General features: G+C 61.8%; 28 protein-coding genes. 17 read left to right on the top strand and 11 right to left on the bottom strand.

Features of this window, described 5'->3' with window-relative positions; genetic code table 11:
• Positions 1 to 93: 93 nt before the first annotated feature.
• Positions 94 to 606: a superoxide dismutase family protein gene (locus WI754_RS12205; RefSeq protein WP_349433673.1), complete on the top strand. Its 513-nt coding sequence runs from the start codon at positions 94 to 96 to the stop codon at positions 604 to 606.
• 64 nt (positions 607 to 670) lie between these two features.
• Here WI754_RS12205 and WI754_RS12210 read toward each other — a convergent pair whose 3' ends face one another.
• From WI754_RS12210 to WI754_RS12245, 8 genes are all read right to left on the bottom strand, one after another.
• The gene (locus WI754_RS12210) at positions 671 to 1,648 is read right to left on the bottom strand and encodes an NAD regulator (RefSeq protein WP_349433674.1); all 978 of its coding nucleotides are present in this window, start codon (positions 1,646 to 1,648) and stop codon (positions 671 to 673) included.
• A complete protein-coding gene (locus WI754_RS12215; protein WP_349433676.1) occupies positions 1,638 to 2,177 on the bottom strand; it encodes a tyrosine phosphatase family protein in 540 nt (179 codons plus the stop codon). Before WI754_RS12215 ends, WI754_RS12210 begins: the two co-directional genes overlap by 11 nt.
• Positions 2,177 to 2,785 (bottom strand): HD family hydrolase, encoded by a 609-nt coding sequence (locus tag WI754_RS12220; RefSeq protein WP_349437801.1) that lies wholly within the window; start codon positions 2,783 to 2,785, stop codon positions 2,177 to 2,179. Before WI754_RS12220 ends, WI754_RS12215 begins: the two co-directional genes overlap by 1 nt.
• Positions 2,782 to 3,621, bottom strand: a complete 840-nt coding sequence (locus WI754_RS12225) for a folate-binding protein YgfZ (RefSeq protein ID WP_349433678.1) — start codon at positions 3,619 to 3,621, stop codon at positions 2,782 to 2,784. The genes WI754_RS12220 and WI754_RS12225 overlap by 4 nt, the downstream gene beginning before the upstream one ends.
• 71 nt (positions 3,622 to 3,692) lie before the next feature.
• Complete coding sequence (locus tag WI754_RS12230) at positions 3,693 to 4,442, bottom strand: hypothetical protein (protein ID WP_349433680.1); 750 nt, start codon at positions 4,440 to 4,442, stop codon at positions 3,693 to 3,695.
• 13 nt (positions 4,443 to 4,455) lie between these two features.
• Positions 4,456 to 4,725 (bottom strand): hypothetical protein, encoded by a 270-nt coding sequence (locus WI754_RS12235; RefSeq protein ID WP_113004128.1) that lies wholly within the window; start codon positions 4,723 to 4,725, stop codon positions 4,456 to 4,458.
• A gap of 125 nt (positions 4,726 to 4,850) precedes the next feature.
• Complete coding sequence (locus WI754_RS12240; RefSeq protein ID WP_349437802.1) at positions 4,851 to 5,270, bottom strand: TIGR02301 family protein; 420 nt, start codon at positions 5,268 to 5,270, stop codon at positions 4,851 to 4,853.
• 55 nt (positions 5,271 to 5,325) lie between these two features.
• The gene (locus tag WI754_RS12245) at positions 5,326 to 5,748 is read right to left on the bottom strand and encodes an NUDIX hydrolase (protein WP_349433682.1); all 423 of its coding nucleotides are present in this window, start codon (positions 5,746 to 5,748) and stop codon (positions 5,326 to 5,328) included.
• A 65-nt stretch (positions 5,749 to 5,813) separates the two neighbouring features.
• Here WI754_RS12245 and WI754_RS12250 point away from each other — a divergent pair, with 65 nt between their 5' ends.
• Positions 5,814 to 6,569 carry an SOS response-associated peptidase gene (locus tag WI754_RS12250; protein WP_349433684.1) on the top strand — a complete coding sequence of 252 codons (756 nt, stop codon included), beginning with the start codon at positions 5,814 to 5,816 and terminating at the stop codon, positions 6,567 to 6,569.
• Positions 6,570 to 6,573: 4 nt separating this feature from the next.
• On the opposite strand, the gene WI754_RS12255 is transcribed toward WI754_RS12250, so the two are convergent.
• Positions 6,574 to 6,732 (bottom strand): hypothetical protein, encoded by a 159-nt coding sequence (locus WI754_RS12255; RefSeq protein WP_349433686.1) that lies wholly within the window; start codon positions 6,730 to 6,732, stop codon positions 6,574 to 6,576.
• A 415-nt stretch (positions 6,733 to 7,147) separates the two neighbouring features.
• Between WI754_RS12255 and cysS the strand changes: the two genes are divergently transcribed.
• The 10 genes from cysS to WI754_RS12305 all read left to right on the top strand — a co-directional run bounded on the left by cysS (position 7,148) and on the right by WI754_RS12305 (position 14,239).
• A complete protein-coding gene (gene cysS / locus WI754_RS12260; RefSeq protein ID WP_349433688.1) occupies positions 7,148 to 8,539 on the top strand; it encodes a cysteine--tRNA ligase in 1,392 nt (463 codons plus the stop codon).
• A 233-nt stretch (positions 8,540 to 8,772) separates the two neighbouring features.
• Positions 8,773 to 9,174: an endonuclease domain-containing protein gene (locus tag WI754_RS12265; RefSeq protein WP_349433690.1), complete on the top strand. Its 402-nt coding sequence runs from the start codon at positions 8,773 to 8,775 to the stop codon at positions 9,172 to 9,174.
• The gene (locus WI754_RS12270; protein ID WP_349433691.1) at positions 9,153 to 9,353 is read left to right on the top strand and encodes a hypothetical protein; all 201 of its coding nucleotides are present in this window, start codon (positions 9,153 to 9,155) and stop codon (positions 9,351 to 9,353) included. Before WI754_RS12265 ends, WI754_RS12270 begins: the two co-directional genes overlap by 22 nt.
• Positions 9,350 to 9,832 carry a GFA family protein gene (locus WI754_RS12275; protein ID WP_349433693.1) on the top strand — a complete coding sequence of 161 codons (483 nt, stop codon included), beginning with the start codon at positions 9,350 to 9,352 and terminating at the stop codon, positions 9,830 to 9,832. Before WI754_RS12270 ends, WI754_RS12275 begins: the two co-directional genes overlap by 4 nt.
• On the top strand, positions 9,829 to 10,323 hold the full coding sequence (locus WI754_RS12280; protein ID WP_349433694.1) for a GFA family protein: 495 nt from the start codon (positions 9,829 to 9,831) through the stop codon (positions 10,321 to 10,323). The genes WI754_RS12275 and WI754_RS12280 overlap by 4 nt, the downstream gene beginning before the upstream one ends.
• A 2-nt stretch (positions 10,324 to 10,325) precedes the next feature.
• On the top strand, positions 10,326 to 10,799 hold the full coding sequence (locus WI754_RS12285; RefSeq protein WP_349433695.1) for a GFA family protein: 474 nt from the start codon (positions 10,326 to 10,328) through the stop codon (positions 10,797 to 10,799).
• A complete protein-coding gene (gene pip, locus WI754_RS12290; protein ID WP_349433696.1) occupies positions 10,796 to 11,755 on the top strand; it encodes a prolyl aminopeptidase in 960 nt (319 codons plus the stop codon). The genes WI754_RS12285 and pip overlap by 4 nt, the downstream gene beginning before the upstream one ends.
• 232 nt (positions 11,756 to 11,987) lie before the next feature.
• Positions 11,988 to 13,604: a citramalate synthase gene (gene cimA, locus WI754_RS12295; protein WP_349433697.1), complete on the top strand. Its 1,617-nt coding sequence runs from the start codon at positions 11,988 to 11,990 to the stop codon at positions 13,602 to 13,604.
• An 81-nt stretch (positions 13,605 to 13,685) separates the two neighbouring features.
• Entirely contained in the window at positions 13,686 to 13,910 is a 225-nt protein-coding gene (locus tag WI754_RS12300; protein ID WP_349433698.1) for a DUF433 domain-containing protein, read from the top strand.
• Entirely contained in the window at positions 13,910 to 14,239 is a 330-nt protein-coding gene (locus WI754_RS12305) for a DUF5615 family PIN-like protein (protein ID WP_349433699.1), read from the top strand. Before WI754_RS12300 ends, WI754_RS12305 begins: the two co-directional genes overlap by 1 nt.
• 20 nt (positions 14,240 to 14,259) lie before the next feature.
• Here WI754_RS12305 and WI754_RS12310 read toward each other — a convergent pair whose 3' ends face one another.
• Positions 14,260 to 16,245 carry a bifunctional 2',3'-cyclic-nucleotide 2'-phosphodiesterase/3'-nucleotidase gene (locus WI754_RS12310; protein ID WP_349433701.1) on the bottom strand — a complete coding sequence of 662 codons (1,986 nt, stop codon included), beginning with the start codon at positions 16,243 to 16,245 and terminating at the stop codon, positions 14,260 to 14,262.
• A 203-nt stretch (positions 16,246 to 16,448) separates the two neighbouring features.
• Here WI754_RS12310 and rarD point away from each other — a divergent pair, with 203 nt between their 5' ends.
• A complete protein-coding gene (gene rarD / locus WI754_RS12315; RefSeq protein ID WP_349433702.1) occupies positions 16,449 to 17,387 on the top strand; it encodes an EamA family transporter RarD in 939 nt (312 codons plus the stop codon).
• Between the two features lie 26 nt (positions 17,388 to 17,413).
• Here the strand turns inward: rarD and WI754_RS12320 are convergent, their stop codons facing one another.
• Positions 17,414 to 18,034: a TIGR00730 family Rossman fold protein gene (locus WI754_RS12320; RefSeq protein ID WP_349433703.1), complete on the bottom strand. Its 621-nt coding sequence runs from the start codon at positions 18,032 to 18,034 to the stop codon at positions 17,414 to 17,416.
• A 258-nt stretch (positions 18,035 to 18,292) separates the two neighbouring features.
• On the opposite strand from WI754_RS12320, the gene WI754_RS12325 reads away from it, so the two are divergent.
• The 4 genes from WI754_RS12325 to pssA all read left to right on the top strand — a co-directional run bounded on the left by WI754_RS12325 (position 18,293) and on the right by pssA (position 23,937).
• On the top strand, positions 18,293 to 20,119 hold the full coding sequence (locus WI754_RS12325) for a LysM peptidoglycan-binding domain-containing protein (protein ID WP_349433704.1): 1,827 nt from the start codon (positions 18,293 to 18,295) through the stop codon (positions 20,117 to 20,119).
• Between the two features lie 198 nt (positions 20,120 to 20,317).
• The gene (locus tag WI754_RS12330; RefSeq protein WP_349433705.1) at positions 20,318 to 22,204 is read left to right on the top strand and encodes an ABC transporter ATP-binding protein/permease; all 1,887 of its coding nucleotides are present in this window, start codon (positions 20,318 to 20,320) and stop codon (positions 22,202 to 22,204) included.
• A 147-nt stretch (positions 22,205 to 22,351) separates the two neighbouring features.
• Positions 22,352 to 23,050, top strand: a complete 699-nt coding sequence (locus WI754_RS12335; protein ID WP_349433707.1) for a phosphatidylserine decarboxylase — start codon at positions 22,352 to 22,354, stop codon at positions 23,048 to 23,050.
• Between the two features lie 35 nt (positions 23,051 to 23,085).
• Positions 23,086 to 23,937 carry a CDP-diacylglycerol--serine O-phosphatidyltransferase gene (pssA, locus tag WI754_RS12340; protein ID WP_349433708.1) on the top strand — a complete coding sequence of 284 codons (852 nt, stop codon included), beginning with the start codon at positions 23,086 to 23,088 and terminating at the stop codon, positions 23,935 to 23,937.
• The last annotated feature ends 7 nt before the right edge of the window (positions 23,938 to 23,944 follow it).

Raw genomic sequence — 23,944 nt, forward strand, 5'->3', positions numbered from 1 at the left:
CGGCATTCCCTTCCTGTCATCCACTTGGAACCGTCACGATATCCATGCGTTGGGTTGGATCGCACGCGTTCGATCAACCGGAAGGATATCCAGATGAAGAACCTCATCTTGACGGTGGCGCTTGCCGCCTGTGTCGCAACACCCATCTTCGCACAGCCTTCGTCGCAGACGGCCGTCGCCAATTTCATCGGAAAAGATGGCAAGGAGACGGGCAGGGCGGTCCTGACCTCGGCCAAGTATGGCGTGTTCATCGAAGTCGAGGTCACCGATCTGCCGCCGGGCAAGTGGGTGGCGTTCCATATCCATGAAACCGGTGAATGCGATGCTGCGCATGGCCACGAGTCTGCCGGCAAGCATTTCAACCCGGGCAAGACCGAACACGGGTTTCTCGCTGTCAATGGCCCGCATGCCGGCGACATGCCGAACCAGTATGTCGGCGACGATGGTGTCTTGCGTGCGCAGGTGTTCAACAGCATGGTGGTGCTCGACAATGCCGAAAACGGCATTCGCGGCCGGGCTCTGATGGTCCATGCCAAATCCGACGATAACCGCAGCCAGCCCTCCGGCGACGCTGGCGAACGGCTGGCTTGCGCGGTGATCGAATAGCGCTCGCAGCCGTATTGCCCCTGTCCCTCTCGAGAAGCGAGGGTTGCAAGATCAATCCGAAGCGCTATCGTCCGCCGACTTTCAGCCCGGGCGCCGGGCGTTCGTCGAGAATCTGGCGGCGGAATCGGAAGAGGGCGGCCGGTCGGCCGCCGGTAGCGGCGGTCAACATGCCAGTCGGTTCGACAAGCTCGGCGCCTTCGACAAGGCGGCGGAAATTCTGCTTGTGCAGATGGCGGCCGGAAATGGCCTCGACGGTCGCCTGCAGGTCCGTCAGCGTGAATTCCGGCGGCATCAGCTCGAAGATCACCGGCCGGTATTTGATCTTGCCGCGCAGCCTTGCGACGGCGGTTGCGACGATACGGCGGTGGTCGTCGCGCATCGTCAGGCCGAACGGCGGCGTGGCCGTTGCAACTGCCCGCCCGTCGATGACGGCCTCGCCGACAAGTCCGGCCTCGTAGAGAAGCTCGTAGCGTTCCAATACGCGCTCTTCATCCCAGGGAAAATCATCAAGCCCGAAGGCAAGCCGCATACGCGTGCGCCGCTGGGGCAGGCCCATGCGCTCGTCCTGATGCCCGCTTTTTTCCCATAGCCGCAAGGCGGGAAGGATGATCTGGTCGATGATCGCAGGACGGCCCTGTCGCCAGTCTTCCCACGGAAGGTAGCTGTACCAGTCGCGCCAATGAGCGCCGGCATCCGCCAGCCGCGCATTGTTTTCCGCGTCGGTGCGCGTCAGCGCCAGATAACCGACCGACACCATATGCTTGCCGCTTTCGCCGGGCGAGCGATGCCGGCCGCGGTCGCCGAAGGTATAGAGCTGTTCGATATAGCCGAGATCAAGCGCCGTCTGCTGCTCGACGCTTGCGCGCAGGCTGGTCTCGAAAGTGCGGTGGCGGGCGGGATCGAAGGGGCCGAAGGGCAGACCGTCGCGGCTGTCTTCCTGTCCTTCGCTGACGACGAGGATTCGCGGCGAGCGGCTGGTCGCGGCGACGATCGCGGCATTGAGGCCGATCTCGACGGTGATCGCCTTGTCGTCAACCGGCATGGGAGACGGGCTCCGGCCGTGGCGGAAAGACAAAGGGTGCGTTGCCGTCCGCATCGGCGCCCCGGCCGATCCCCTTGATCGCCGCCACCAGCCGTCCGTTGCGCGACAAGAGATGGTCGCCGATCTCGATCAGGCGCGAGTTCGGCGTGACATAGGCGGAGGCGGTGCGCAGGCGCCACGCGAGTTCGATCTCGTCCTGATCAGGTTCCACCGCCAGGGCGGCGATGGCGGCGGCAGCCGGCGATCGGGAAATCCCCATCCAGCAGTGGACAAGCAGCGGTGCCGACCGATCCCATTGCCGCGCAAAGCCGATGATCTGCACGACATGGCTTTCCTGCGGCGCCACCAGTCCGTCATTTCCGCCAAAACTGATGTCGTTGACGCCTAGCAAAAGGTGGCGGGTCGCGTCGATCACCGCCGGGCGATGAAAGCTCTGGTCCTTGGCAAGCAGGCTGATCATTTCGCGGCAGCCGTGGCGAACGGCCATTTCGGCGATGCGCGAGAGGGGGGAAACAATGATTTGCGGCATCAGGATGCCACTCGCGCGTTGATACGCATAGCTTCGATGGCTTCAAACCGTTCGGCGAAGAGTTTCTGCGCCTCGATCGACGGCATCGGATCGATCAGGATCATCTCGCGGGTGATGCCGCGTGGCTGGCCGAAGAATTTGCCTGCTTCCACGAGCGAAAACCCGGCAAGCACGGTCGCCTCGAAATAGGCGGCGATCTGGTCGGCCTTCTTTATCTTCGCCTTGAGCTCTGCAGGCGTTGTCGCGGGAAGCCCGAAGCGGATGTGAATGGCGCCTTCCAACCGTTTCTCGACCACCTTGTAGCCGCCGCCCACCACCGCCTTGAAAGGTGAGATCATATCGCCGATGACATATTCCGGCGCATCGTGCAGCAGCGCCATCTGGCATTCGTCCGGCGTGCCATTGTACTGCCGGCGGAAAATCTCCTCGACCACCAGGCTGTGCTGGGCAACGGAAAAGGCGTGGTTGCCTTCCGTCTGGCCATTCCAGCGGGCAACGCGCGCGAGCCCGTGGGCGATATCGGACAGTTCGACATCGAGGGGCGACGGATCGAGCAGATCCAGCCGTCGTCCGGACAGCATGCGCTGCCAGGCGCGGGCAGACATCAGGCGCTCGCCTCGTCGGCTTCAGCCGGAAATTCAAGCCCTGTCCAGGCGGGTAGCGCAAGTGTCACCGGCACATCGCCCGCCAGAATCGCTTCGCCCGAAGCCATGGCTTGCCCGGCCTTGTCGATACGCACGATCGCTAGAGCGGATCGCCCGATCACGGTGCCGAGCGCGCCGATGGGCCGGTCCTTCACCGTCAAAGGCGTGCCGGTTGCAGGCAGGGCGGTATCAGCCGTGACGATGACGACGCGCTTGCGCGCCGTGCCGCGATGCTGCATGCGCGATACGACCTCCTGCCCGACATAACAACCCTTCCTGAACGAAAGCGCGCCGTTCTTGTCCATCAGCACGTCGTGCGGAAAGGCGTCCTGCAGAGCATAGTCGCTGCCCGCAACCGCAATGCCGCTCGTAACCCGCAGGCGCTCGTGTTCATCGATGCCGCTCGTTTCAGTTTCCGCGCCATAGGTCCGATAAACCGTTTGCCCCGCCTTGGCGAAACGGGCATCGCGATAACCGCCCGATGTCTCCGCGAAATGAATGGTAACCGCGGACGGCGACGTGACAGAGAGCAAGATCGGAAGCCGCAGCTTGTACATCGTGAGCCGCTTCAGCAGTGCCTCGGCCTGGTCTGTCCCGGTTTCAAGCCGGATCGCTTCGCCGTCGCGTGTCACCAAGAAATCGAAAAGGATCTTGCCCTGCGGTGTCAGCAATGCGCCCGGTTTGGCTTCGCCGTCTTCCAATTGCCCGAGATCGGTCGTGATCAAGGCCTGCAGAAAATCCTGCGCACCCTGTCCAGACACGGTGACGACGGCGCGATCGGCAAGAGCAGTGGGTTGCATGGGGTTTATCCTGTTCATCGGTAAACAGGTAGGATTTCAGACGAGCCTGAGCAAGCGCTTTGCGCCGGCGATCAGTCTCCGGCGACGAAAAATTTCCACTGGCCGTCGGGCGTGATGCCGACACGATAGAAATTGTAGTTGCCGCCCTCTTCCATCCCGGCGACATCACCGGCGGTCACCAGCCGGAAGAGATCGACCTTCTCGGGCGCGGTCAGCGAGGAAAGAGACTTTTCGGTGAAATAGGGCCAGACATAGATTTCGTCCGGCGTTCCCTTGTCGACCAGCACGAAGCCTGTCGACAGAACGTCGAGCAGGATCGCCAGAATTTCGATTCCCTCCTGATCGCCGGACAGTCCCTTGAGGACCTCGACGGGATCGGTGCCGTTCTCGCCCACCTGCGTCTGCGTCGGGCCCTTGCCAAGCAGCGGCCGCAGCCGTTCGATGTCACCGGAAGCCGCGGCCTCGACGATCAGTTCGCGCATGCGGGCGACGGCCTGCGGAATTTTCGACACATCGGACAGCACTTCGACGGGAGCGGCCGGTGCCGGATCTTCGACCGTATCGTCCTGTTCGTCGTGAGCTGGCTTGTTCACGAGCGGATCGGGCATCGGGATCTGCATCGGTCCCACGTCATCCGGCTCATCCACTTCGGGGACGTCCTTGCCCTTGTCGTTCTCGTTCACCTGTCCGGGAATCTGCTTGAGCTCGCTGAGCGCAAACGCAGCGTGCGGAAAGAGGAAGGAGGAAACAACGAGCCCGGCGAGCAATAACGCAGAAAATCGAACCGCAACTGGCCGGTTTGCTGACATCTGGCGTAACATGGCTGCCTCGAAACTACTGCAGAGTACGTTCCGGTGAGAATTCTCCGGCCAGCATGCGCTCGCGCAGCGAGTTCAGCATGGCTTCCGCCCCGTCTTCGCCGTGCAGGCGGATCGTCTCGCGCATGGCAAGGGCTATGGCCGCATCGGCGATGATCTCAGGCTCGATGCCATCAGCCATTCCATCCGCCCAGGCTTCATTCTGGTGTTCCAGGGCTGCCTGCATCTTCTCATGAACGATCATGTCGTCGATGTCATTCAGACTGGGTTCCATCATTCGTTCCATGCCGTTTCACGCTCTTTACTTGGCACCTGACTTGAGGTGGCGCCACTTCTTACCACTCTCTTAACGACCTTAGCAGCCTTTTCCCAAAACGACACGGGCTCCTGAAAAAAGAGGTTAATTTCCCGTTAATTTCCAAAGCGGGCGGTTATTTCTGAAGCAAGTGTTGCTCCTTCGGCACGGTATCGCTCGTCGGCGACCACCGCGGCGGCCGTGCAGGCCGTGTAAACGGAGGCAAAAGTCCGGTATCCGCGGTTGAAGGCGGCGGTCATGCGGGCGCGCCTCTGTGCTTCGCCGCCGGCCTCCTTGTCGAGCAGATCCTGCATCGATTGCCGCCAGCCATCTGCCGCCTCATCCTTGCAGAGTGTCCGCAAATAATGAACGGAACCAAGGATCTCCGAAAGGCGCAACAGCCGCGCGTCATAGGGCGCAGGCTTTTCAGCGGTCACCGCCGGGGTGCCGATAACCGGGGTCTCCTGCGCCTCGGCGAACGGCGGAGCTAGAAGAGCCAGCAAAAGAGACAATCGAATGGCCAGGAAGCGGATCATATCCTTTTGAAGCCCCGAATCGCTGCCTGAAGCAAGTTGATTCTCGGCGCGGTGATCATTGCCGGCGAAGCGCTTCGAGTTTTTCCACGCATTCGCGAACGCTGTCTGGGATGGGAAGATTGAAGATTTCAGCGGCCGTGTACCAGCCGATGCCGGCCGCATCATCGCCCGCAACAGCAATAAGGTCCGAATCTGCCTCCACGCTGAAGACCGACAGGAAAAAATGCCGCGCTCCCGGCCCATCCGATTCGCGCGGCGGCAGGTCATAGGTTTCGAAGAGGTGCGGATTGCGTGGCAGGATGCCGGTCTCCTCGTGAAACTCGCGCACCGCCGTTTCTGCCGGCGTCTCGCCGATCTCAGCCCGCCCGCCGGGAAAAGCATACATATCCGCCGACGGCGGATTGGCGCGTCGCACGAGCAGGTAGCGTCCGTCGCGCTCGAGAATGGCGGAGGAAGCGAGCTGGGGAGGGGATGTCATATTCATCAAACCGGGCAAGCATTGTAAACCTTGACCCACCTTAGGCGAAGTGCGATTTGAATTCCATGTGCGGACGATTTGCGCTGACGGCGACACCGGAAGAAGTGGCGGAATTTCTCGACCTCCTGGAGACGGAGGGCTTTCCGGCACGGTTCAACATCGCGCCGACCCAACCCATTCTCGTCGTCATCGCCGGCGATCGCCAGCAGCCGGGCAGCAACCTGCCGGAGCGCGAGGCGCTGCTCGTGCGGTGGGGCTTTACCCCCTCCTGGGTGAAGGATCCACGCGATTTTCCCCTGCTCATCAACGCCCGTGCCGAAACCGCGATCGGCAAGGCCTCGTTCAAGGCGGCGATGCGCCATCGGCGCATCCTCATTCCTGCTTCCGGTTTCTACGAATGGCATCGCCCGCCCAAGGAGAGCGGCGAGCCCTCGCAGGCCCACTGGATACGTCCGAAAAATGGCGGCATCGTCGCTTTCGCCGGTCTCATGGAGACCTGGTCCTCGGCGGATGGATCGGAGGTCGATACCGGCGCCATCCTCACCACGCGCGCCAACGCCCGGATCGCGGATATCCACGATCGCATGCCCGTCGTCATCAAGCCCCAGGATTTTTCCCGCTGGCTCGACTGCAAGACGCAGGAACCGCGCGATGTCGCGGACCTCATGGTACCGGCCAGCGAAGACTATTTCGAAGCCATCGCCGTATCCGACAAAGTGAACAAGGTGGCAAATACCTGCGCCGATCTCCAGGCCCCGGTGAGCAGGCCCGCCGCAACGCCCAAAGAGCCTCCGGCAGACCGTCAGTTGTCGCTTTTTTGAGGGGTCAGGCGAATTGTTTCGGCAGAGCAGGTTTCTTGACCGGCTTTGGCTTGACCTGCAAAGCGGCGGCAAGGACGGCCTTCAGGCCCAGCGGACGGTATTGCTCGACAAGCTCGGCCGCAGCAACACGCTTACCGTGTTTGTCCATCTTATTGCCAGACATTTCAAACTCTCCTTTGATGCTTTCCCTAGCTGGAAGCGCTTCGTTCCAGTGTGTTTTCCACCAAAACGGCGTTCCTTATTGTGCCCCGGGAAACAGGCAGCAATGTGCAAGTGCCTGAAAGCCTTGATTCCCCGGGTGTCCGGCGTCTCCAGATAAGCCCAATCATGACAAAACAATGACCAATTCTCCTCTATCCCAACATATGATGCTGGAACGCGGTTGACCTCTTGACCGGGCGCAAGCGAAGCGCGATAAAGCTGCCCATGAAAACGGTTATCTGCATCATCTGCCGGATTATTATTCGCTAGCCTCAACGCTGGCCTGGCCGTTTTCGTCTCCCAAAAATCAAGATGACAACGCGAAGGTCCAGCCGGGCGGCTGCGTGTATTCGGTGATGCGGAATGGGAGATTTGGAATGGGCGGACTGCCGACATTGAAACTGTACAACACGCTGACACGGGAGAAATCGGCTTTCGCGCCGATCGACCCTCAGAATGTCCGCATGTATGTCTGCGGCCCGACCGTCTATGACTACGCCCACATCGGCAATGCGCGGCCTGCCATCGTCTTCGACGTGCTGTTCCGGCTGCTCCGCCACGTCTATGGCGAAAACCACGTCACCTATGCCCGCAACATCACCGACGTCGATGACAAGATCAACGCCCGGGCGCTGCGCGACCATCCCGGCCTGCCGCTGAACGAGGCCATTCGCCTCGTCACCGAAAAGACCGAGACGCAGTATCTTGAGGACGCCAAGGCGCTCGGCTGCCTTGATCCGACGGTGCAGCCGCGCGCGACCGACAATATCGGTGAGATGATCGACATCATCGAAAAGCTGGTCGCCAAGGGCCATGCCTATGCGGCAGAGGGCGAAGTGTTGTTTGATACCCGATCGATGGCGGACTACGGCCGGCTCTCCAACCGCAATCTCGATGACCAGCAGGCCGGCGCCCGTATCGCGGTCGAGGCGCACAAGAAGAATCCCGGCGATTTCGTGCTGTGGAAACTGTCGTCCGACAGCGAGCCCGGCTGGGACAGCCCCTGGGGCCGTGGCCGTCCCGGCTGGCATATCGAATGCTCGGCGATGAGCCAGCGTTATCTCGGCGAGATCTTCGACATTCACGGCGGCGGGCTGGACCTGATCTTCCCGCACCATGAAAACGAGATCGCCCAGTCGCGCTGCGCCCACGGCACGGATGTCATGGCCAATGTCTGGATGCACAACGGCTTCCTGCAGGTCGAAGGCCGCAAGATGTCGAAGTCCGAAGGCAACTTCGTCACCATCTACGAATTGCTGCACACGGAAAAATTCGACGGCCGCAAATGGCCGGGCGAGGTTTTGAGGCTGGCCATGCTGATGACGCATTACCGCGAGCCGATCGATTTTTCGATCAAGCGGCTGGAAGAGGCGGAGCGTTTGCTTGCCAAATGGCCCGCGGTCAAGGAAATCGGCGGGGCGGCGGATGCCTCGGTGGTCAACGCGCTTGCGGACGACCTGAACACCGTTGCGGCGGTGCAGGCTCTGCACGCTCTCGCCCAGGCGGCCAATGCCAATCCGGCTCTGCTTCCTGCCTTCGCCGCGAGTGCGGCTCTGCTCGGCGTTCAGCCGAAGAAAACCGAAGTGGACGAAGCCCTGGCCTCCGCTGTTGACGCCCTGGTGGCGATGCGGCTGGAAATGCTGAAGGCCAAGAACTTCGCCGAAGCCGATAAGATCCGCGAGGATCTTGCAACCAAGGGTATCCAGCTCAAGGACAGCAAGGACCCGGCGACCGGCGAGCGGGTCACGACCTGGGATGTCAAGCGGTGAGCCTTGCCACCCCCCTCTGTCACTTCGTGACATCTCCCCACAAGGGGGGAGATCGGGGACGCGTGGCGGCGCTTGGGTGCCATCTTGGGTTTTCGGAGTTGCTGAAGTATCGCGTTGGTTTGAAAGCACCCCGCTGTTTCAGTTTGTCGGAGGTCGCGATGTGACGAATGCAGGCGCCGCGACTGATCTCCCCCCTTGTGGGGGAGATGTCACGAAGTGACAGAGGGGGTATCGTGCCGCACGGTGAGGTTTCTTCGCAAATCCGCTCAAACGCCCGGCGCATGCGCAGGGCGATGACGGAGGCGGAGTTGAAATTGTGGAGTGCCCTCCGTGCACACCGACTGATGGGCCTCAGTTTTCGCAGGCAGATGCCTGTGGCTGGCTTCATAGTCGATTTCGCCTGCCCGGCTCATCGCTTGATCGTCGAGCTTGACGGTTCTCAGCACGCAAACGAGGATCGCATTGCCTACGATCAGCAGCGAACGGCGCGCCTGGAGCGAGATGGCTGGACGGTGGTTCGCTTCTGGAATGATGATGTGTTGAAAGACATCGACAATGTCTGTCAGCACATCCTTCTGGTTATCCGGGACGGGCTAATTGCGGAGAAAGAACAATGGGCACCACCTATCGCGTAACATTGCAGAGAGACGCCGAAGGACAGTTCATCGAGATACCAGAGGAGCTTGCGCCTCTGACGGAAAATCTCGTCATCTATCCTGACGGTGACCGGCTCATCATCCAACCAGCAGACGCCGAGCCACCGATCGAGGGCGAAAGCGCCAGCAGTCGACCGCGTTGGAAGGATCACCCATGACTGACCTCGTCCACACCGGCGGCTGCCAATGCGGTGCTGTCCGTTTCCGCGTCGAAGGCACGCTCGGCGACGCCTCCATCTGCCACTGCCGGATGTGCCAGAAGGCGGCCGGGAATTTCTACCTGCCGCTGGTCTCCGTGCGAGGGGCCAAGCTCACCTGGACGCGTGGCGAGCCGAAACGTTTTCAGTCGTCGAATGCGGTGTCCCGCGGTTTCTGCCGCGATTGCGGCACGCCGCTGACCTATGAGGCGCCGGATGGCGTGGCTCTGGCGATCGCGGCCTTCGACAAGCCGGAGGGCATCGTTCCGAAGATCCAGTGGGGCATCGAGGCCAAGCTGCCCTATGTCGACCATATTCCGAGCCTGCCGGGCGAGGACACGATGGCGGATCAGGATGCGGCGTCCTTTCTTGCGACGCTCGTGTCTTACCAGCATCCGGACCGCGATACGGCCGAGTGGCCACCGAAGGAGCGCGAATGAGCATTTCCCGCATCTATACGGGCGGCTGCCAGTGCGGCGCGGTGCGCTATCGGGCGGAAGGCACGCTCGGCGATCCGCATTTGTGCCATTGCCGCATGTGCCAGAAGGCGGCCGGCAACTATTTCATGCCGCTTGCCAATGCGGCGCTCGCGTCGTTCCGCCTCACGCGGGGGGAGCCGAGTTGGTTTCACTCCTCCGAATTCGCCCGGCGCGGATTTTGCGCCGCCTGCGGCACGCCGTTGTTCTATGACATGCCGGGGGCGGATTTCATCAATATCGTGCTCGGTTCGCTCGACGATCCCTACGATGTGCGGCCGTTGACGCAGTCTGGCGTGGAATCGCGCGTACCCTGGTTTTCACATCTGGCGGGACTGCCGGGCGGAGAAACAGATGCCGGCAACAAGTCCGGTGCCGAGCGGCATCTGGCGATCCTTGAATCGAACCGTCAGCATCCCGATTTCGACACTGAACATTGGCCACCGGAGGAATAGACATGACCGAGACCATTCGAACCGGAGGCTGCCAGTGCGGCGCCGTGCGCTTCAGGATTCACGGAGCGCTTGGCCGCCCGTCGATCTGCCATTGCCGCATGTGTCAAAAAGCTTTCGGCGGTTTCTTCGGTCCGCTCGTCACGGTCAAAGGTGAGACGGAGTGGACACGCGGCGAACCCAGCTATTTCCAATCATCGGTGAACATCAGCCGCGGTTTTTGCTCATCCTGCGGCACGCCGCTGACCTACCGCCATCCCGGCGGCCTCGAAATCGCCATCGGCGCTTTCGACGACCGCTCCGATCTCGCGCCGCAGATACAGGTCAATTATGCAGCCCGGTTGCCCTGGGTGACGACGATTTTCGACCAGCCGGTCCATGATGATCCGGACTACTATTCAAAGCAGGAGCAGATCATCTCTTTTCAACATCCCGATCACGACATGGCCGAATGGCCCACCCATGGTTTGAATCTATGACATCAGAACTGCGCACGCTTTATCCGGAAATCGAACCCTACGCGTCCGGCCATCTCGACGTCGGCGATGGCCACGTCATCTATTGGGAAAGGGTCGGCACACCCGGCGCAAAACCCGCCGTCTTCCTGCATGGTGGCCCCGGCGGCACGATTTCGCCAAGCCACCGCCGCCTGTTCGATCCGAAGCTCTACGACGTGACCCTGTTCGATCAGCGCGGCTGCGGCAAGTCGACCCCGCATGCCGAACTTGCGGCCAATACGACCTGGCATCTGGTTGCCGATATCGAGCGGCTGCGCGAATTGGCCGGCGTCGACAAATGGCTGGTCTTCGGCGGTTCCTGGGGCTCGACGCTGGCGCTCGCCTATGCGCAAAAGCATCCGGAACGGGTGTCGGAACTCGTCGTGCGCGGCATCTATACACTGACGAGGGCCGAGCTCGACTGGTACTATCAGTTCGGCGTCTCGGAAATGTTCCCGGACAAGTGGGAGCGCTTCATCGCGCCGATCCCCCAGGACGAGCGCCATGAGATGATGCTCGCCTATCACCGGCGCCTGACGAGCGATCACAAGGCGACCCGTCTCGCCGCCGCGAAGGCCTGGAGCATCTGGGAAGGCGAGACGATCACGCTCTTGCCGGAACCCTCGACCAGCGACAAATTCGAGGAAGACGAGTTCGCCTACGCCTTCGCCCGGATCGAAAACCACTTCTTCGTCAATGCCGGCTGGCTGGAGGAAGGGCAGCTTCTGCGTGACGCCCACAAGCTTCAAGGCATTCCGGGCGTCATCGTCCACGGTCGCTACGACATGCCGTGTCCGGCGAAATATGCCTGGGCGCTGCACAAGGCTTGGGGTCAAGCGGAATTCCATCTGGTCGAAGGAGCAGGCCACGCCTATTCCGAGCCCGGCATTCTCGACAAGCTCATCCGGGCGACCGACCGGTTTGCGGGGAAGGTGTGAACGAGATGGAACTGTCGATGGTTTTGAATCTGCCGCGGGTTACCCCCCTCTGTCACTTCGTGACATCTCCCCCTCAAGGGGGGAGATTGCTCTTTTCCCGCGCTGATTTCGGAGTAAGGGTCGCGCAACACTTGCGGCACATCTCCCCCCTTGAGGGGGGGATGTCGGCGAAGCCGACAGAGGGGGGTAACGCCCCGCAACGACGAAAGACATTGCTCCTTGGAGGAGCCGCATGACCAGAGAACGCATCTATCTCTTCGACACCACGCTTCGCGACGGGCAGCAAACGCCCGGCATCGATTTTTCCGTCGAGGACAAGATCGCCATCGCCAAGATGCTGGACGAATTCGGCATGGACTATGTCGAAGGCGGTTATCCCGGTGCCAACCCGACCGATACGGAGTTTTTTGATAAGAAGCGCACCGAGAAGGCACGCTTCGTTGCCTTCGGCATGACCAAGCGCGCCGGCGTGTCGGCGTCCAACGATCCCGGGCTGACGAGCCTCTTGCAGGCGCAAAGCGACGCGATCTGTCTTGTCGCCAAGAGCTGGGATTATCACGTCCGCGTGGCGCTCGGCTGTTCCAACGAGGAGAATCTCGAGGCGATCCGCACGTCCGTCGAAGCCGTCGTTCAAAGCGGCCGCGAGGCGATGATCGATTGCGAGCATTTTTTCGACGGCTACAAGGCCAATCCCGGCTATGCACTGGCCTGCGCCAAGACGGCCTATGACGCCGGCGCCCGCTGGGTCGTGCTCTGCGACACCAATGGCGGCACCCAGCCGCCGGAAATCCGCGACATCGTCGCCGCGGTGATCGCCCATGGCGTGCCCGGCGCCAATCTCGGCATTCATGCCCATAACGACACCGGCCAGGCGGTCGCCAATTCTCTGGCTGCGGTCGAGGCCGGCGTGCGCCAGGTCCAGGGTACGCTGAACGGCATCGGCGAGCGCTGCGGCAACGCCAATCTCGTCACGCTGATCCCGACGCTCGCGCTCAAGGAAGCCTATAACCGCCGTTTTGAGACAGCGATCGATGCCGATCGGCTGCAGGAGCTGACCCAGCTTTCCCACGCCTTCGACGAACTCCTGAATCGCTCGCCGGACCACCAGATGCCCTATGTCGGCGCCTCCGCTTTCGCCACCAAGGCCGGCATTCATGCTTCCGCGTTGCTGAAGGACCCGCGCACCTACGAGCATGTGACGCCGGAAAGTGTCGGCAATCTGCGCAAGGTCATGGTGTCGGATCAGGGCGGCAAGGCCAATTTCATCAATGCCCTGAAACGGCGCGGCATCGTCGTCTCCAAGGATGATCCGAAGCTCGACAAGCTGATCGCGATCGTCAAGGAACGAGAGGCGACCGGCTATGCCTATGAGGGCGCCGATGCGAGCTTCGCCATTCTCGCCCAGCGCATCCTCGGTTCGGTGCCGGAGTTCTTCCTGGTCGACAGTTTCCGCGTCATGGTCGAGCGCCGCTTCGATGCCAACGGCAAGCTCAAGACCGTCTCGGAAGCCGTGGTGAAGGTCTCGGTCGATGGCGAGACGATGATGTCGGTCGCCGAAGGCCATGGCCCCGTCAATGCGCTCGATTTGGCGCTCCGCAAGGACCTCGGCAAATACCAGTCAGAGATCGAGGATCTGGAATTGGTGGACTACAAGGTGCGTATCCTCAACGGCGGCACCGGGGCGATCACCCGCGTCCTGATCGAATCGGTCGACGCCACCGGCGCCCGCTGGTGGACGGTCGGCGTGTCCGACAACATCATCGACGCGTCCTTCCAGGCTTTGATGGATTCGATCGTGTTCAAGCTGTTGAAGAACCGGGATCAGGCGGGGCTGGCGGCGGCTGAGTAGACGACAAGGGGAGGCGACCGCCGGTTCGCGCTGTGTTATGACTATTGGGGCGTGCGGCGTGACAATATCGAGGAGACTGCAATGAGCGAAATCCATCGGATTACCGTCGATCCAGAGCAGTGCGGCGGCCGCCCGACGCTTCGCAACCTTCGCATCCGCGTCAAGGACGTGCTGGACCTGCTGGCGGCAGGAGCCAGTCATGCTGAGATTCTTCAGGATTACCCCGCGCTCGAAGAGGGCGACGTCCAGGCCGCGCTCGAATATGCCGCGCGCCAAAGCGATCATCCTGTCCTTCACGTCGCGTAATGCGCTTCCTGGTCGATGCCCAGTTGCCGCCGGTGCTCGCGCGTTGGCTGACTTTGCGCGGCTACGAAGCCGCGCATGTCTCTGAAAAGGGAATACAAGCCGCGACCGACCGGCTGATTTGGGACTGCGCTTTGATTGAGGGGTGGGTCATCGTGACGAAGGACGAGGACTTTGCCCAGCACAAGGTGTTCACGCAAGCTGGCCCGGCTGTGGTCTGGATCAGGTGGCCTAATACGCGACGCCACCAACTTCTCGTCCGGTTCGAAGTCGTTCTACCGGCAATTGCCGCCGCGCTTGCGCGCGGCGAAACATTGATAGAGGTCGTTTAAACGGGTCGCAGTACGCCCGTTCACAACACCAGCCTAAACTTCGCAAACCCGTCCGCACCATCCCCCGCATCCTCGATCTTGACGCCCCTGACATCCGCGATCAGTCCGCGCGCCTTCGGGCCGCTCTCGAAAATCGCGGTGGCACCCTCGACCGGCTTGAAGCTCCAGTTGCCGTCCGCCGATGGGTTGATGGTGCCTTCGGCGATGATGTAGCGGACGATGACGTCGCGGTTGGTGTCGGGCGCTGCGAATACCACCTTGTCGGCGGCAATTTCCGGGAACTTGCCGCCGCCGCCGGCGCGATAATTGTTGGAGGCGACGACGAATTTCTGCGTCGGATCGATCGGCTTGCCGTCGAAGGAGAGGTTCTGGACGCGGTTCGATCCCTCGTTCACGGCCTTGCCGTCGTTGTCATATTTGGCCGGCTGCGTGAGGTCGATCTCATAGGTCACGCCGTCGATGATATCGAAGTTGTAGGAGGGGAAGCTAGCGTTCAGCAGAGCCACATCCTTGGCACCCGGCTCGATCGTGTTGAACATGCCGGCTGACATTTCCAGCCAGTTCTTCACCTGCGCCCCGGTGATGACGACGGCCTGAACGGTGTTCGGATAGAGATAGAGATCGGCGACGTTCTTGATGGCGATGTCGCCGGCCGGGACGTCGGTATAATAGTCCGCGCCGCCGCGCCCGCCGGACTTGAACGGGGCAGCTGCCGAAAGCACGGGCAGGTCCTTGTATTCGGTGTCCTTCAGCATCTCCTTGATATACCAGGTCTGCGCATTGGAGACGATCTGCACGGACGGATCGTCCGCCACCAGTGCGAAGTAGGAATAGAGCGGCGCCGAGGTCTTGCCGACCGGCGTGCGGATATAGGCAAGCGTCGCCTCATGCTCGGCATTGGCGGCATTCAGCACATCGGCCCGGTCTGCCACATCGGCGACCACCTTCTTGTCCTCACGGTGATAGATCGGCCGCGCCTCGGTGGTGAAATCGACGATCCTCCAGCTGTTGCCGTCCTTTTCGATGAGCAGGTCGATCAGGCCGAGATGCGAGCCCCAGAAGCCGCCCATCACGGCCGGCTTGCCGAGCAGCGTGCCCTTGGCGGGATCGACGCCCTCGATACCGTCGAAGCTCTTCGGCCCTGGGAAGACGAGGTGCTGGTGGCCGGTGAAGACCGCGTCGATGCCCTCGATGCCGGCGAGATAGAGCGAGGCATTCTCCATCCGCTCGCTCTGGCCGCTGCCGTCGATGCCGGAGTGGGAAAGCGCGATGACGATGTCGGCACCTTCTTCCTTCATGGCCGGAATCCAGGCCTTCGCCGCCTCGACGATGTCGCGGGTCTGTGCCTTGCCCTCCAGGTTCTTGATGTCCCAGAGCATGATCTGCGGCGGCACGAAGCCGATGATGCCGATCTTCAGCGGGCTGGTGGCGCCGGAACCATCGGTCACGATCTTCTCGACGATCGTATAGGGCTTGAAGAACAGCTCGTCCGTCTTCGGGTCGGAGGCGAGCTGTCCTTTAGTCAGGTTGGCGCAGACATAGGGGAAATTGGCCCCGGCGAGCACCTTGAACATGTAGTCGAGGCCATAGTTGAACTCATGGTTCCCCAGTGTGCCCGCCTCGTAACCGAGCACGTTCATCGCCTTGATGACCGGATGCACGTCACCATCCTTCATGCCGCGCTGATAGGCCATGTAGTCGCCCATCGGGTTGCCCTGCAGGAAGTCGCCGTTGTCGACAAGGAAGGAATTGCCGGCCTCGGCGCGGATGGCGTCGATGATCGAGGCGGTGCGGGCAAGCCCCATCGTGTCGTTCGGCTTGTCGCCGTAATAGTCGTAAGGGAAGACGTGGACGTGGATGTCGGTCGTTTCCATGATGCGCAGATGCGCCTGGTTGGCGGCCGCACGCGCAGCGAAGGGATGCAGCAGGATGAGCGCGGAAGTGGCGGCGGCACCGCTAAGCAGCGAGCGGCGGGTTATCGGATGGAGCGCGAGCTTGGATGACATGTGAAGTCCCTTCGTCTGACCCGTCATTGCCTGCCTGAAACCTAGGGTGGGAAGCTGCGGAATGCACCCCGCAAAATATCACCTATTTTCCCGAGGTCTCTATCAGCCTTGCTGTATGCAAGTTCACGGAAATGAATTGGTTGATCAACGGTCTTTGGAGTAGGACGGGTCCCAACGATAAAATCTTGACGGGATGAAGCGCCGTGGCTGATGCGAAACAAACACCGGTGGGGCAAAACGGCGATTCGCCGCGCGGCTTTGCCTTCGCGCTGACGGCCTATCTGCTATGGGGTTTCCTCCCTTTCTTCATGAAGGCTGTCGCGCATATTCCGGCTTTCGAGGTCGTCGCCCATCGGATCGTCTGGTCGGTGCCGCTTGCCGGCGCCGTCCTCATCCTGCTCGGCCGCACGGATGACGTGAAGACCGCGCTGCGCTCGCCGCGCATGTTGAAGATGGCGATGCTGACGGCCGTTCTCATCACCATCAACTGGGGCATCTATGTCTGGGCGATCGGAGCCGGGCGGGCGCTCGAAACCGCGCTCGGCTACTACGTCAACCCGCTGTTCTCGATTTTCCTCGGCGCAGTGCTCTTGAAGGAGAAGCTCAATCCGGCGCAGATCATCGCGATCGTTCTCGCCGCCATCGCCGTCGTCGTGCTCGCCTTCGATGCGGGCGGGCTGCCATGGGTTTCTATCAGCCTGGCGCTCTCCTGGGGCCTCTATGCTTTCTTCCGCAAGACCCTGCCGGTCGGGCCCAATCAGGGCTTCTTCCTGGAAGTGCTGCTGCTCAGCATTCCCGCACTCGGCTATATCGCCTATCTGGAAGCCTCGGGGCAGGGGCATTTCTCCGACACCGGCTGGGCCGATGTCGCCTGGCTCATGGCCTGCGGTGTCGTCACGGCGGTTCCGCTGATGATCTATGCCAACGGCGCCAAGCTGCTGAAGCTCTCCACCATCGGCATCATGCAGTATATCGCTCCGACGATGATCTTCATCATCGCCGTGTTCGTCTTCCACGAGCCCTTCGGTACGTCGAAGCTGATCGCCTTCATCCTGATCTGGGCGGCACTGGCCGTCTATTCGACGTCGATGCTCATGGAAAGCCGCGCCCGCCGCGCGGCGCCGCCAACTCCCGCCGAATAGTTCGGGCTGGGACAGTCAAAAAAATATCAAAGCTTGGAGATGATCGCGGCTTCACCGTCGCGGTCGACATCGCTTGCCCAGTGAGCCAACAACGCCGGAACGACTTCCTCGGCGGCGTCGATGACGAGCGGCTGGACGAGATGGGCGGTGTGGATGAAACCGGCTTCCGCCATATGCTGGATCAGCGTCATCAGCGGATCCCAGAAGCCGTTGATATTGACGAGCACGATCGGCTTGCGGTGACGGCCGAGCTGCGCCCAAGTCATGATCTCGACGATCTCTTCCAGCGTGCCGATGCCGCCCGGTAGGGTGACAAAGGCGTCGGCACGCTCGAACATCTTGTGCTTGCGGTCATGCATGTCCGGCGTGACGATCAATTCGCTGAGCTGTCCCAGCGAATGACGGGTGGCCTCCATATCCATGAGAAATTCTGGTATGATGCCGGTAACGCGCCCGCCATGCGAGAGAACGCCGCTTGCGACTGCGCCCATGATGCCCTTCGTGCCGCCGCCATAGACGAGCCGGAGATGATTCTCGGCGATGGATTTGCCCAGAATGCGGCCGGCATCGATGTAGGATTTATCGCGGCCGGGCTGGGAGCCGCAATAAACGCAGATGGATCGAATCGGGATATTTTTCTCACTCATGGTCCAAAAAGACATCCCACCGCAGCAGGCGTCAAGAAAAATGACGGAAAACAGGGGCGCGGCCTGGCCCGGACATGAGGCGATGCTTGTAGAAAGCGACGGAAATCGTTAGCGTTTTCAGGAATAAGCTGACGATATGTGCAGGGCTGATTCCGTCTGGTTAGGAAAACGGAAAGCGGCAGGCATGTAGGCTTCGGGAGAGTCGTCCTCTGGTGTCCATTTCGGGCGCAGCCGGCTCCCGGCCATTTGGAGATGTGCATGATGAAGAACAAGGCCGGCTGGGTGGCCCTTATCGTCCTGGCAATTGCATCCCTGCTGATGTTTTTCTTTGTCCTGCCGAATATCAACAAAGGCAAGGACACCCTCACTGCCGACGCGCCGGTGGATAGCCCGGCAACCCTGGCCGATACGAAGAGCGCGCGGCCTGCGGCTGAGGGTGAGGCGGCGACCAACACCGGCAAGTCTGCCGATCCGGCTGCCGAATGGACGGTGCCGGGGTTCGATGTCCTGCGTGTCGAGCCGGATGGCTCGACGGTCATTGCCGGGCGGGCTCAGCCCAACACCAAGCTTGAAATCGTCAACGGCGATACGGTCATCGGCACGGCCGACGTCGGCGCGACGGGTGATTTTGCCGCGATCTTCGACAAGCCGCTTGCAGCCGGCGATTATCAGCTGACGCTGCGCAGCGTCGGGGAAAACGGTGTGACCAAGTCCTCGGAAGAAGTTGCTACCGTTTCGATCCCCAAGGACAAGGCCGGCGAACTGCTTGCCATGGTCTCGAAGCCGGGCGAGGCAAGCCGCATCATCACCAAACCGGCGGTCGAGGCAAACTCTGCTGATCCGGCTGCTCAATCCACGACGGCGACAGGCGAAGTCGCAAAGGCAGAGCCTGTTCCCGGCGCATCCGCCACGGTGACGGATAGCGCCGTTTCGGCCCAGACCCCGGCCACGGGAGATGCGGCCGTTCCGGCAACCGGCGAGAACCCGGCTGTCGCTGTCTCTGCCGTCGAGATCGAAGGCAAGAAGATCTTCGTTGCCGGCAACGCCAAGGCCGGCGCGCTGGTTCGCATTTATGCCGATGACAAGCTTGTCGGCGAGATGAAGGCCGACGAGCAGGGACGGTTCGTGGTCGAGGGTACGATCGACCTGCCGGTCGGAAACCACACGATCCGCGCCGACGTGCTGGGCGCCGATGGCAGCAAGGTTGAGATGCGCGCCGCCGTTCCCTTCGATCGTCCGGCCGGCGATCAGGTGGCAGCGGTGGCTCAGCCCAACGCGCAAGGGGCTGTCGCGCCCTTCGAGGGCGGCAGCTTCGATGGTCTGCGGATGGAGGCGACGAAGGCGCTCGGTCTGCTCAAGGGTTTGTACGCGGACGGCAAGGTGCCGACGGCCGAAGAACTGGCGGCAGCACGCTCTGCAACCGAAATCGCGTTGAAGTCGCTCGCCGATTTCAAGGTCGCCGACAATCTCGATGCCAGCGTCAAGGAAATGGCGGCCAAGACGGCCAAGGCCGCGGCCGATGCGCTTGCCATGCTGAAGTCGCTGCCGACCGATGCAGCCAGCGTTTCCGCATCGCTTGGTAAGATCGAGGCAGCGGTCGGCTCGGCGCTGATGCCGCGCACCGACGGCACCGGCGGCAACGCAGTTGCGACCGATACTCCGGCGACGCCGGTACAGAACGATGTCGCAAAGCCGGCAGTGGAAACGGCTGAGAAACCTGCCGCGGAGTCAGCCACACCTTCCGCAGAGTCCGGCGCTGCCGCGACTGCAGGCGGCGACAACGCCGCACCGGCCGAGAAACCGGCAACCGGGCAGGCTGCCGCCGAGCCGCAGACGGTGCAGCAGGCTCCGCTGCAGCAGAGCAAGACCTCGGTGATCATCCGCCGTGGTGATACGCTCTGGCAGATCTCGCGCCGGGTCTATGGTGCCGGCGTGCGCTATACGACAATCTATCTCGCCAACGAGGACCAGATCAGCAATCCGGACCGTATCCTGCCCGGCCAAGTCTTCGGCGTGCCGGACGAAGCCATGTCGGAAGACGAATCGCGGGAAATGCACCGCAAGCGCATGAAGGGTCTGCGCTGATCGCTTTTTACCGGCTGCTCCATTGCGGCCGGCCATCGTGAGACCTATGTGAGCCCAAAAGCGGCGCCTTGAGAGAGGCGCCGCTTTTGATTGGAATTCCATGCACGTGCTTTCATGTCTGTCATCGGCATGACACCTCAGGCACGCAAGGACGGCTGTTGCTGAAAAGGCAGCCGGAGAACGAAGGCGGAAACACACGTGGCAGCGCAGAAGAAGACGGTATCGGCGGACGCAGGCAATCCGCTGCAGACGATCATCAATCTCTGGCCCTATATGTGGCCGAGCGACCGTATAGACCTCAAGATGCGTGTCGTCTGGGCGACCCTCATCCTGCTGGTCGCCAAGATCGTGCTCCTGCTCGTGCCTTATTTCTTCAAATGGGCGACCGACGCACTGAACGGCAAGACCGACATTGTCGGCGTTCTCCCGGCCGTCTTCACCGGCGCCGTGATGCTGGTGCTGGCCTATAACCTGGCGCGTTTGCTGCAGGCGGGGCTGAACCAGCTGCGCGACGCGCTGTTTGCGAGCGTCGGCCAGCATGCCGTGCGCCAGCTTGCCTATCGCACATTCGTCCACATGCACCAGCTGTCGCTCCGCTTCCACCTGGAACGCCGCACCGGCGGCCTGTCGCGCATCATCGAGCGCGGCACCAAGGGCATAGAGACGATCGTCCGTTTCACCATCCTCAACACGGTGCCGACCCTGATCGAGTTCCTTATGACGGCAGTGGTCTTCTGGTGGGGCTATGGCTTCAGCTATCTGCTGGTGACCGCCATCACCGTCTGGCTCTATATCTGGTTCACGATCAAGGCCAGCGACTGGCGCATCTCGATCCGCCGCTCGATGAACGACAGCGATACGGACGCCAATACGAAGGCGATCGATTCCCTCCTTAATTTCGAGACGGTCAAATATTTCGGCAACGAGGAGATGGAAGCCAAGCGTTTCGACCAGTCCATGGCGCGCTACGAGCGTTCGGCGACACAGGTCTGGACCTCGCTCGGCTGGCTCAACTTCGGCCAGGCGCTGATTTTCGGCGCGGGCACAGCGGTCATGATGGTGATGTCGGCGCTTGCCGTCCAGCGTGGCGAACAGACGCTCGGCGATTTCGTCTTCATCAACGCGATGCTGATCCAACTTGCCATCCCGTTGAACTTCATCGGCTTCGTCTATCGCGAAATCCGCCAGGGCCTGACGGATATCGAGCAGATGTTCGAGCTGCTCGAGGTCGAGGCGGAGGTCGTGGATAGCCCGGATGCCAGGGAATTGGTGATCGACCGCGGCGCGATCGCCTTCAAGGACGTGCATTTCGCCTATGATCCGGCCCGTCCGATCCTCAAGGGCATCAGCTTTGAGGTACCGGCAGGAAAGACCGTCGCCGTGGTCGGTCCCTCGGGCGCCGGCAAATCGACGCTGTCGCGGCTCCTCTACCGCTTCTACGATGTCCAGGAGGGCGCCATCACCATCGATGGCCAGGACGTCCGCGACGTGAAGCAGAAGAGCCTGCGGGCCGTGATCGGCATGGTGCCGCAAGATACGGTGCTGTTCAACGACACGATCGCCTACAACATCCGCTACGGCCGCACCTCCGCCACGCAGGCGGAGATCGAGGCGGCGGCGGATATCGCCCAGATCGGTGAGTTCATCGAGAGCCTTCCGGAGGGCTACGGCGCCATGGTCGGCGAGCGCGGCTTGAAGCTGTCGGGCGGCGAGAAGCAGCGTGTCGCCATCGCCCGCACGGTGCTGAAAAGCCCGCCGATCCTCATCCTCGACGAGGCGACCTCGGCGCTCGACACCCGCACCGAGCAGGAGATCCAGACGGCGCTCGATATCGTCTCGCAGAACCGCACGACGCTGGTCATCGCCCACCGCCTGTCGACGGTCATCCACGCCGACGAGATCATCGTCTTGAAGGACGGCGGCATCGCCGAGCGCGGCACCCATGGGGAACTTATCGACCGCGACGGCCTTTACGCCTCGATGTGGAACCGCCAGCGCGAAGCGACCCAGGCCGAGGAAACGCTGAAGAAGGTCCGCGAGAGCGACGATCTGGGTGTCGTGGTGCGCGGTGCAGCGGCGATGTGATAGGGGAGTGAGGAGTGATAGTAAGCAGTGAGCAGTGGATAGCCAGCGTTCTCAGAACTTCTCGCGGCTCACTACTCACTAACGACTACCAACTGCTGCTTTTTCCCTGTACGTCCTAACCGAACGAAAATCTGGAGATCCCTGTTCATGAGCTTGATCAATTCGGTGCGCAACACGCTGGTCCCGGTCCACAAGGAAGGCTATCGCTTCATCGCCGGTTTCTTCGTCGTTTCGCTGCTTCTCGGGTTTCTCTGGGAGCCGCTGATGTGGATCGGTTTCATCCTGACTGCCTGGTGCGCATATTTCTTCCGCGATCCGGAACGCATGACGCCGCTCGATGACGATCTGGTCATCAGCCCGGCAGACGGCCGTGTCTCGTCGATCGCGCTGGTGACGCCGCCGGAAGAGCTTGGTCTCGGCACCACGCCGATGCTGCGCATCTCGGTCTTCATGAACGTTTTCAACTGCCACGTGAACCGCTCGCCGGTGCGCGGCACCATCCGCCGTATCGCCTATCGCGCCGGAAAGTTCGTCAATGCCGATCTCGACAAGGCAAGCCACGAAAACGAGCGCAACGGTCTTGTCATCGAGACGGCGCATGGCGAGATCGGCGTTGTCCAGATCGCCGGTCTTGTCGCCCGCCGCATCGTCTGCTGGTCGGCTGAAAACGATGCGCTGCAGCCCGGCGAGCGCTTCGGCCTCATCCGTTTCGGTTCCCGCCTCGACGTCTTCCTGCCCGAAGGCGCCCAGCCGCGCGTCAGCCTCGGCCAGACGGCCGTCGCTGGCGAAACCGTCCTGGCTGAGTTCGGTTCTGCAAAGGGTCCGGTCATCAGCCGCCGCGGTTGATGGCAGGCGCTCGGTAACGGGAACAGGAGTACGTCATGGAAACGCCCTTTCCGTCCTTTGAACCGAATGGCCCGAACGACGAGGCGCGCGGTCCGCGCCTCAGGGAAATTCCGCTGCGGCTGATCGTGCCCAATATGATCACCGTGCTTGCCATTTGCGCCGGCCTCTCCGGCGTCCGGCTTGCCTTCGAAAACCGCTTTGAACTTGCCGTCGCCATGGTGCTGGTCGCAGCCTTCCTCGATGGTATCGACGGCCGTGTGGCGCGGCTGATGAAGGCGACTTCGAAGTTTGGCGCCCAGATGGATTCGCTCGCCGACATCGTCAATTTCGGCGTCGCGCCCGCGCTCGTTCTCTACGCCTTTGTTCTCGACCAGGCCCGCTCGCTCGGCTGGATTGCCGCGCTGATCTATGTCATCGCTGCCGGCCTGCGCCTTGCCCGCTTCAACGTCATGGCCGAGCGCGAGGTAAAAGCCTCCTGGCAGTCGGAATATTTCGTCGGCGTGCCGGCGCCGGCCGGCGCCATGCTGGTCCTCCTGCCGATGTATCTCGGCCTTCTCGGTCTTGCCCCGGATCGCGTCGTCGCTCTCGTTTCATCCGCCTATACCGTGCTGATCGCCTTCCTGCTGGTCAGCCGCCTGCCGGTCTGGTCCGGCAAGTCGGAAAACCGCGTGCGCCGCGATCTCGTCCTGCCCGTCATCCTCTTCGTCGTTCTCTATGTCGCGACGCTGATGAGCTTCACCTGGGAGACGATGGTGATCACGGCGGTCGGATATCTCATCAGCCTGCCGTTCGGCGCGCGCAAGTGGCAGAAGAAATACGGCGACTGGCCCCTGCATCCGGACCATCCGGTGCCGGTCGACGACGGGTTGCCGGAAGACAAGAAGTAGGGTGTTT

The sequence above is a fragment of the Pararhizobium sp. A13 genome (genome assembly GCF_040126305.1).
Lineage (GTDB): Bacteria > Pseudomonadota > Alphaproteobacteria > Rhizobiales > Rhizobiaceae > Pararhizobium.

Excerpts from the sequence above, each read along its gene's own strand:
- WI754_RS12205 (WP_349433673.1), top strand. The coding sequence starts at position 94 with ATGAAGAACCTCATCTTGACGGTGGCGCTTGCCGCCTGTGTCGCAACA.
- WI754_RS12210 (WP_349433674.1), bottom strand. The coding sequence starts at position 1,648 with ATGCCGGTTGACGACAAGGCGATCACCGTCGAGATCGGCCTCAATGCC.
- WI754_RS12215 (WP_349433676.1), bottom strand. The coding sequence starts at position 2,177 with ATGCCGCAAATCATTGTTTCCCCCCTCTCGCGCATCGCCGAAATGGCC.
- WI754_RS12225 (WP_349433678.1), bottom strand. The coding sequence starts at position 3,621 with ATGCAACCCACTGCTCTTGCCGATCGCGCCGTCGTCACCGTGTCTGGA.
- WI754_RS12230 (WP_349433680.1), bottom strand. The coding sequence starts at position 4,442 with ATGTTACGCCAGATGTCAGCAAACCGGCCAGTTGCGGTTCGATTTTCT.
- WI754_RS12235 (WP_113004128.1), bottom strand. The coding sequence starts at position 4,725 with ATGGAACGAATGATGGAACCCAGTCTGAATGACATCGACGACATGATC.
- WI754_RS12240 (WP_349437802.1), bottom strand. The coding sequence starts at position 5,270 with ATGATCCGCTTCCTGGCCATTCGATTGTCTCTTTTGCTGGCTCTTCTA.
- WI754_RS12245 (WP_349433682.1), bottom strand. The coding sequence starts at position 5,748 with ATGACATCCCCTCCCCAGCTCGCTTCCTCCGCCATTCTCGAGCGCGAC.
- WI754_RS12250 (WP_349433684.1), top strand. The coding sequence starts at position 5,814 with ATGTGCGGACGATTTGCGCTGACGGCGACACCGGAAGAAGTGGCGGAA.
- WI754_RS12255 (WP_349433686.1), bottom strand. The coding sequence starts at position 6,732 with ATGTCTGGCAATAAGATGGACAAACACGGTAAGCGTGTTGCTGCGGCC.
- cysS (WP_349433688.1), top strand. The coding sequence starts at position 7,148 with ATGGGCGGACTGCCGACATTGAAACTGTACAACACGCTGACACGGGAG.
- WI754_RS12270 (WP_349433691.1), top strand. The coding sequence starts at position 9,153 with ATGGGCACCACCTATCGCGTAACATTGCAGAGAGACGCCGAAGGACAG.
- WI754_RS12275 (WP_349433693.1), top strand. The coding sequence starts at position 9,350 with ATGACTGACCTCGTCCACACCGGCGGCTGCCAATGCGGTGCTGTCCGT.
- WI754_RS12280 (WP_349433694.1), top strand. The coding sequence starts at position 9,829 with ATGAGCATTTCCCGCATCTATACGGGCGGCTGCCAGTGCGGCGCGGTG.
- WI754_RS12285 (WP_349433695.1), top strand. The coding sequence starts at position 10,326 with ATGACCGAGACCATTCGAACCGGAGGCTGCCAGTGCGGCGCCGTGCGC.
- pip (WP_349433696.1), top strand. The coding sequence starts at position 10,796 with ATGACATCAGAACTGCGCACGCTTTATCCGGAAATCGAACCCTACGCG.
- cimA (WP_349433697.1), top strand. The coding sequence starts at position 11,988 with ATGACCAGAGAACGCATCTATCTCTTCGACACCACGCTTCGCGACGGG.
- WI754_RS12300 (WP_349433698.1), top strand. The coding sequence starts at position 13,686 with ATGAGCGAAATCCATCGGATTACCGTCGATCCAGAGCAGTGCGGCGGC.
- WI754_RS12305 (WP_349433699.1), top strand. The coding sequence starts at position 13,910 with ATGCGCTTCCTGGTCGATGCCCAGTTGCCGCCGGTGCTCGCGCGTTGG.
- WI754_RS12310 (WP_349433701.1), bottom strand. The coding sequence starts at position 16,245 with ATGTCATCCAAGCTCGCGCTCCATCCGATAACCCGCCGCTCGCTGCTT.
- WI754_RS12320 (WP_349433703.1), bottom strand. The coding sequence starts at position 18,034 with ATGAGTGAGAAAAATATCCCGATTCGATCCATCTGCGTTTATTGCGGC.
- WI754_RS12325 (WP_349433704.1), top strand. The coding sequence starts at position 18,293 with ATGATGAAGAACAAGGCCGGCTGGGTGGCCCTTATCGTCCTGGCAATT.
- WI754_RS12335 (WP_349433707.1), top strand. The coding sequence starts at position 22,352 with ATGAGCTTGATCAATTCGGTGCGCAACACGCTGGTCCCGGTCCACAAG.
- pssA (WP_349433708.1), top strand. The coding sequence starts at position 23,086 with ATGGAAACGCCCTTTCCGTCCTTTGAACCGAATGGCCCGAACGACGAG.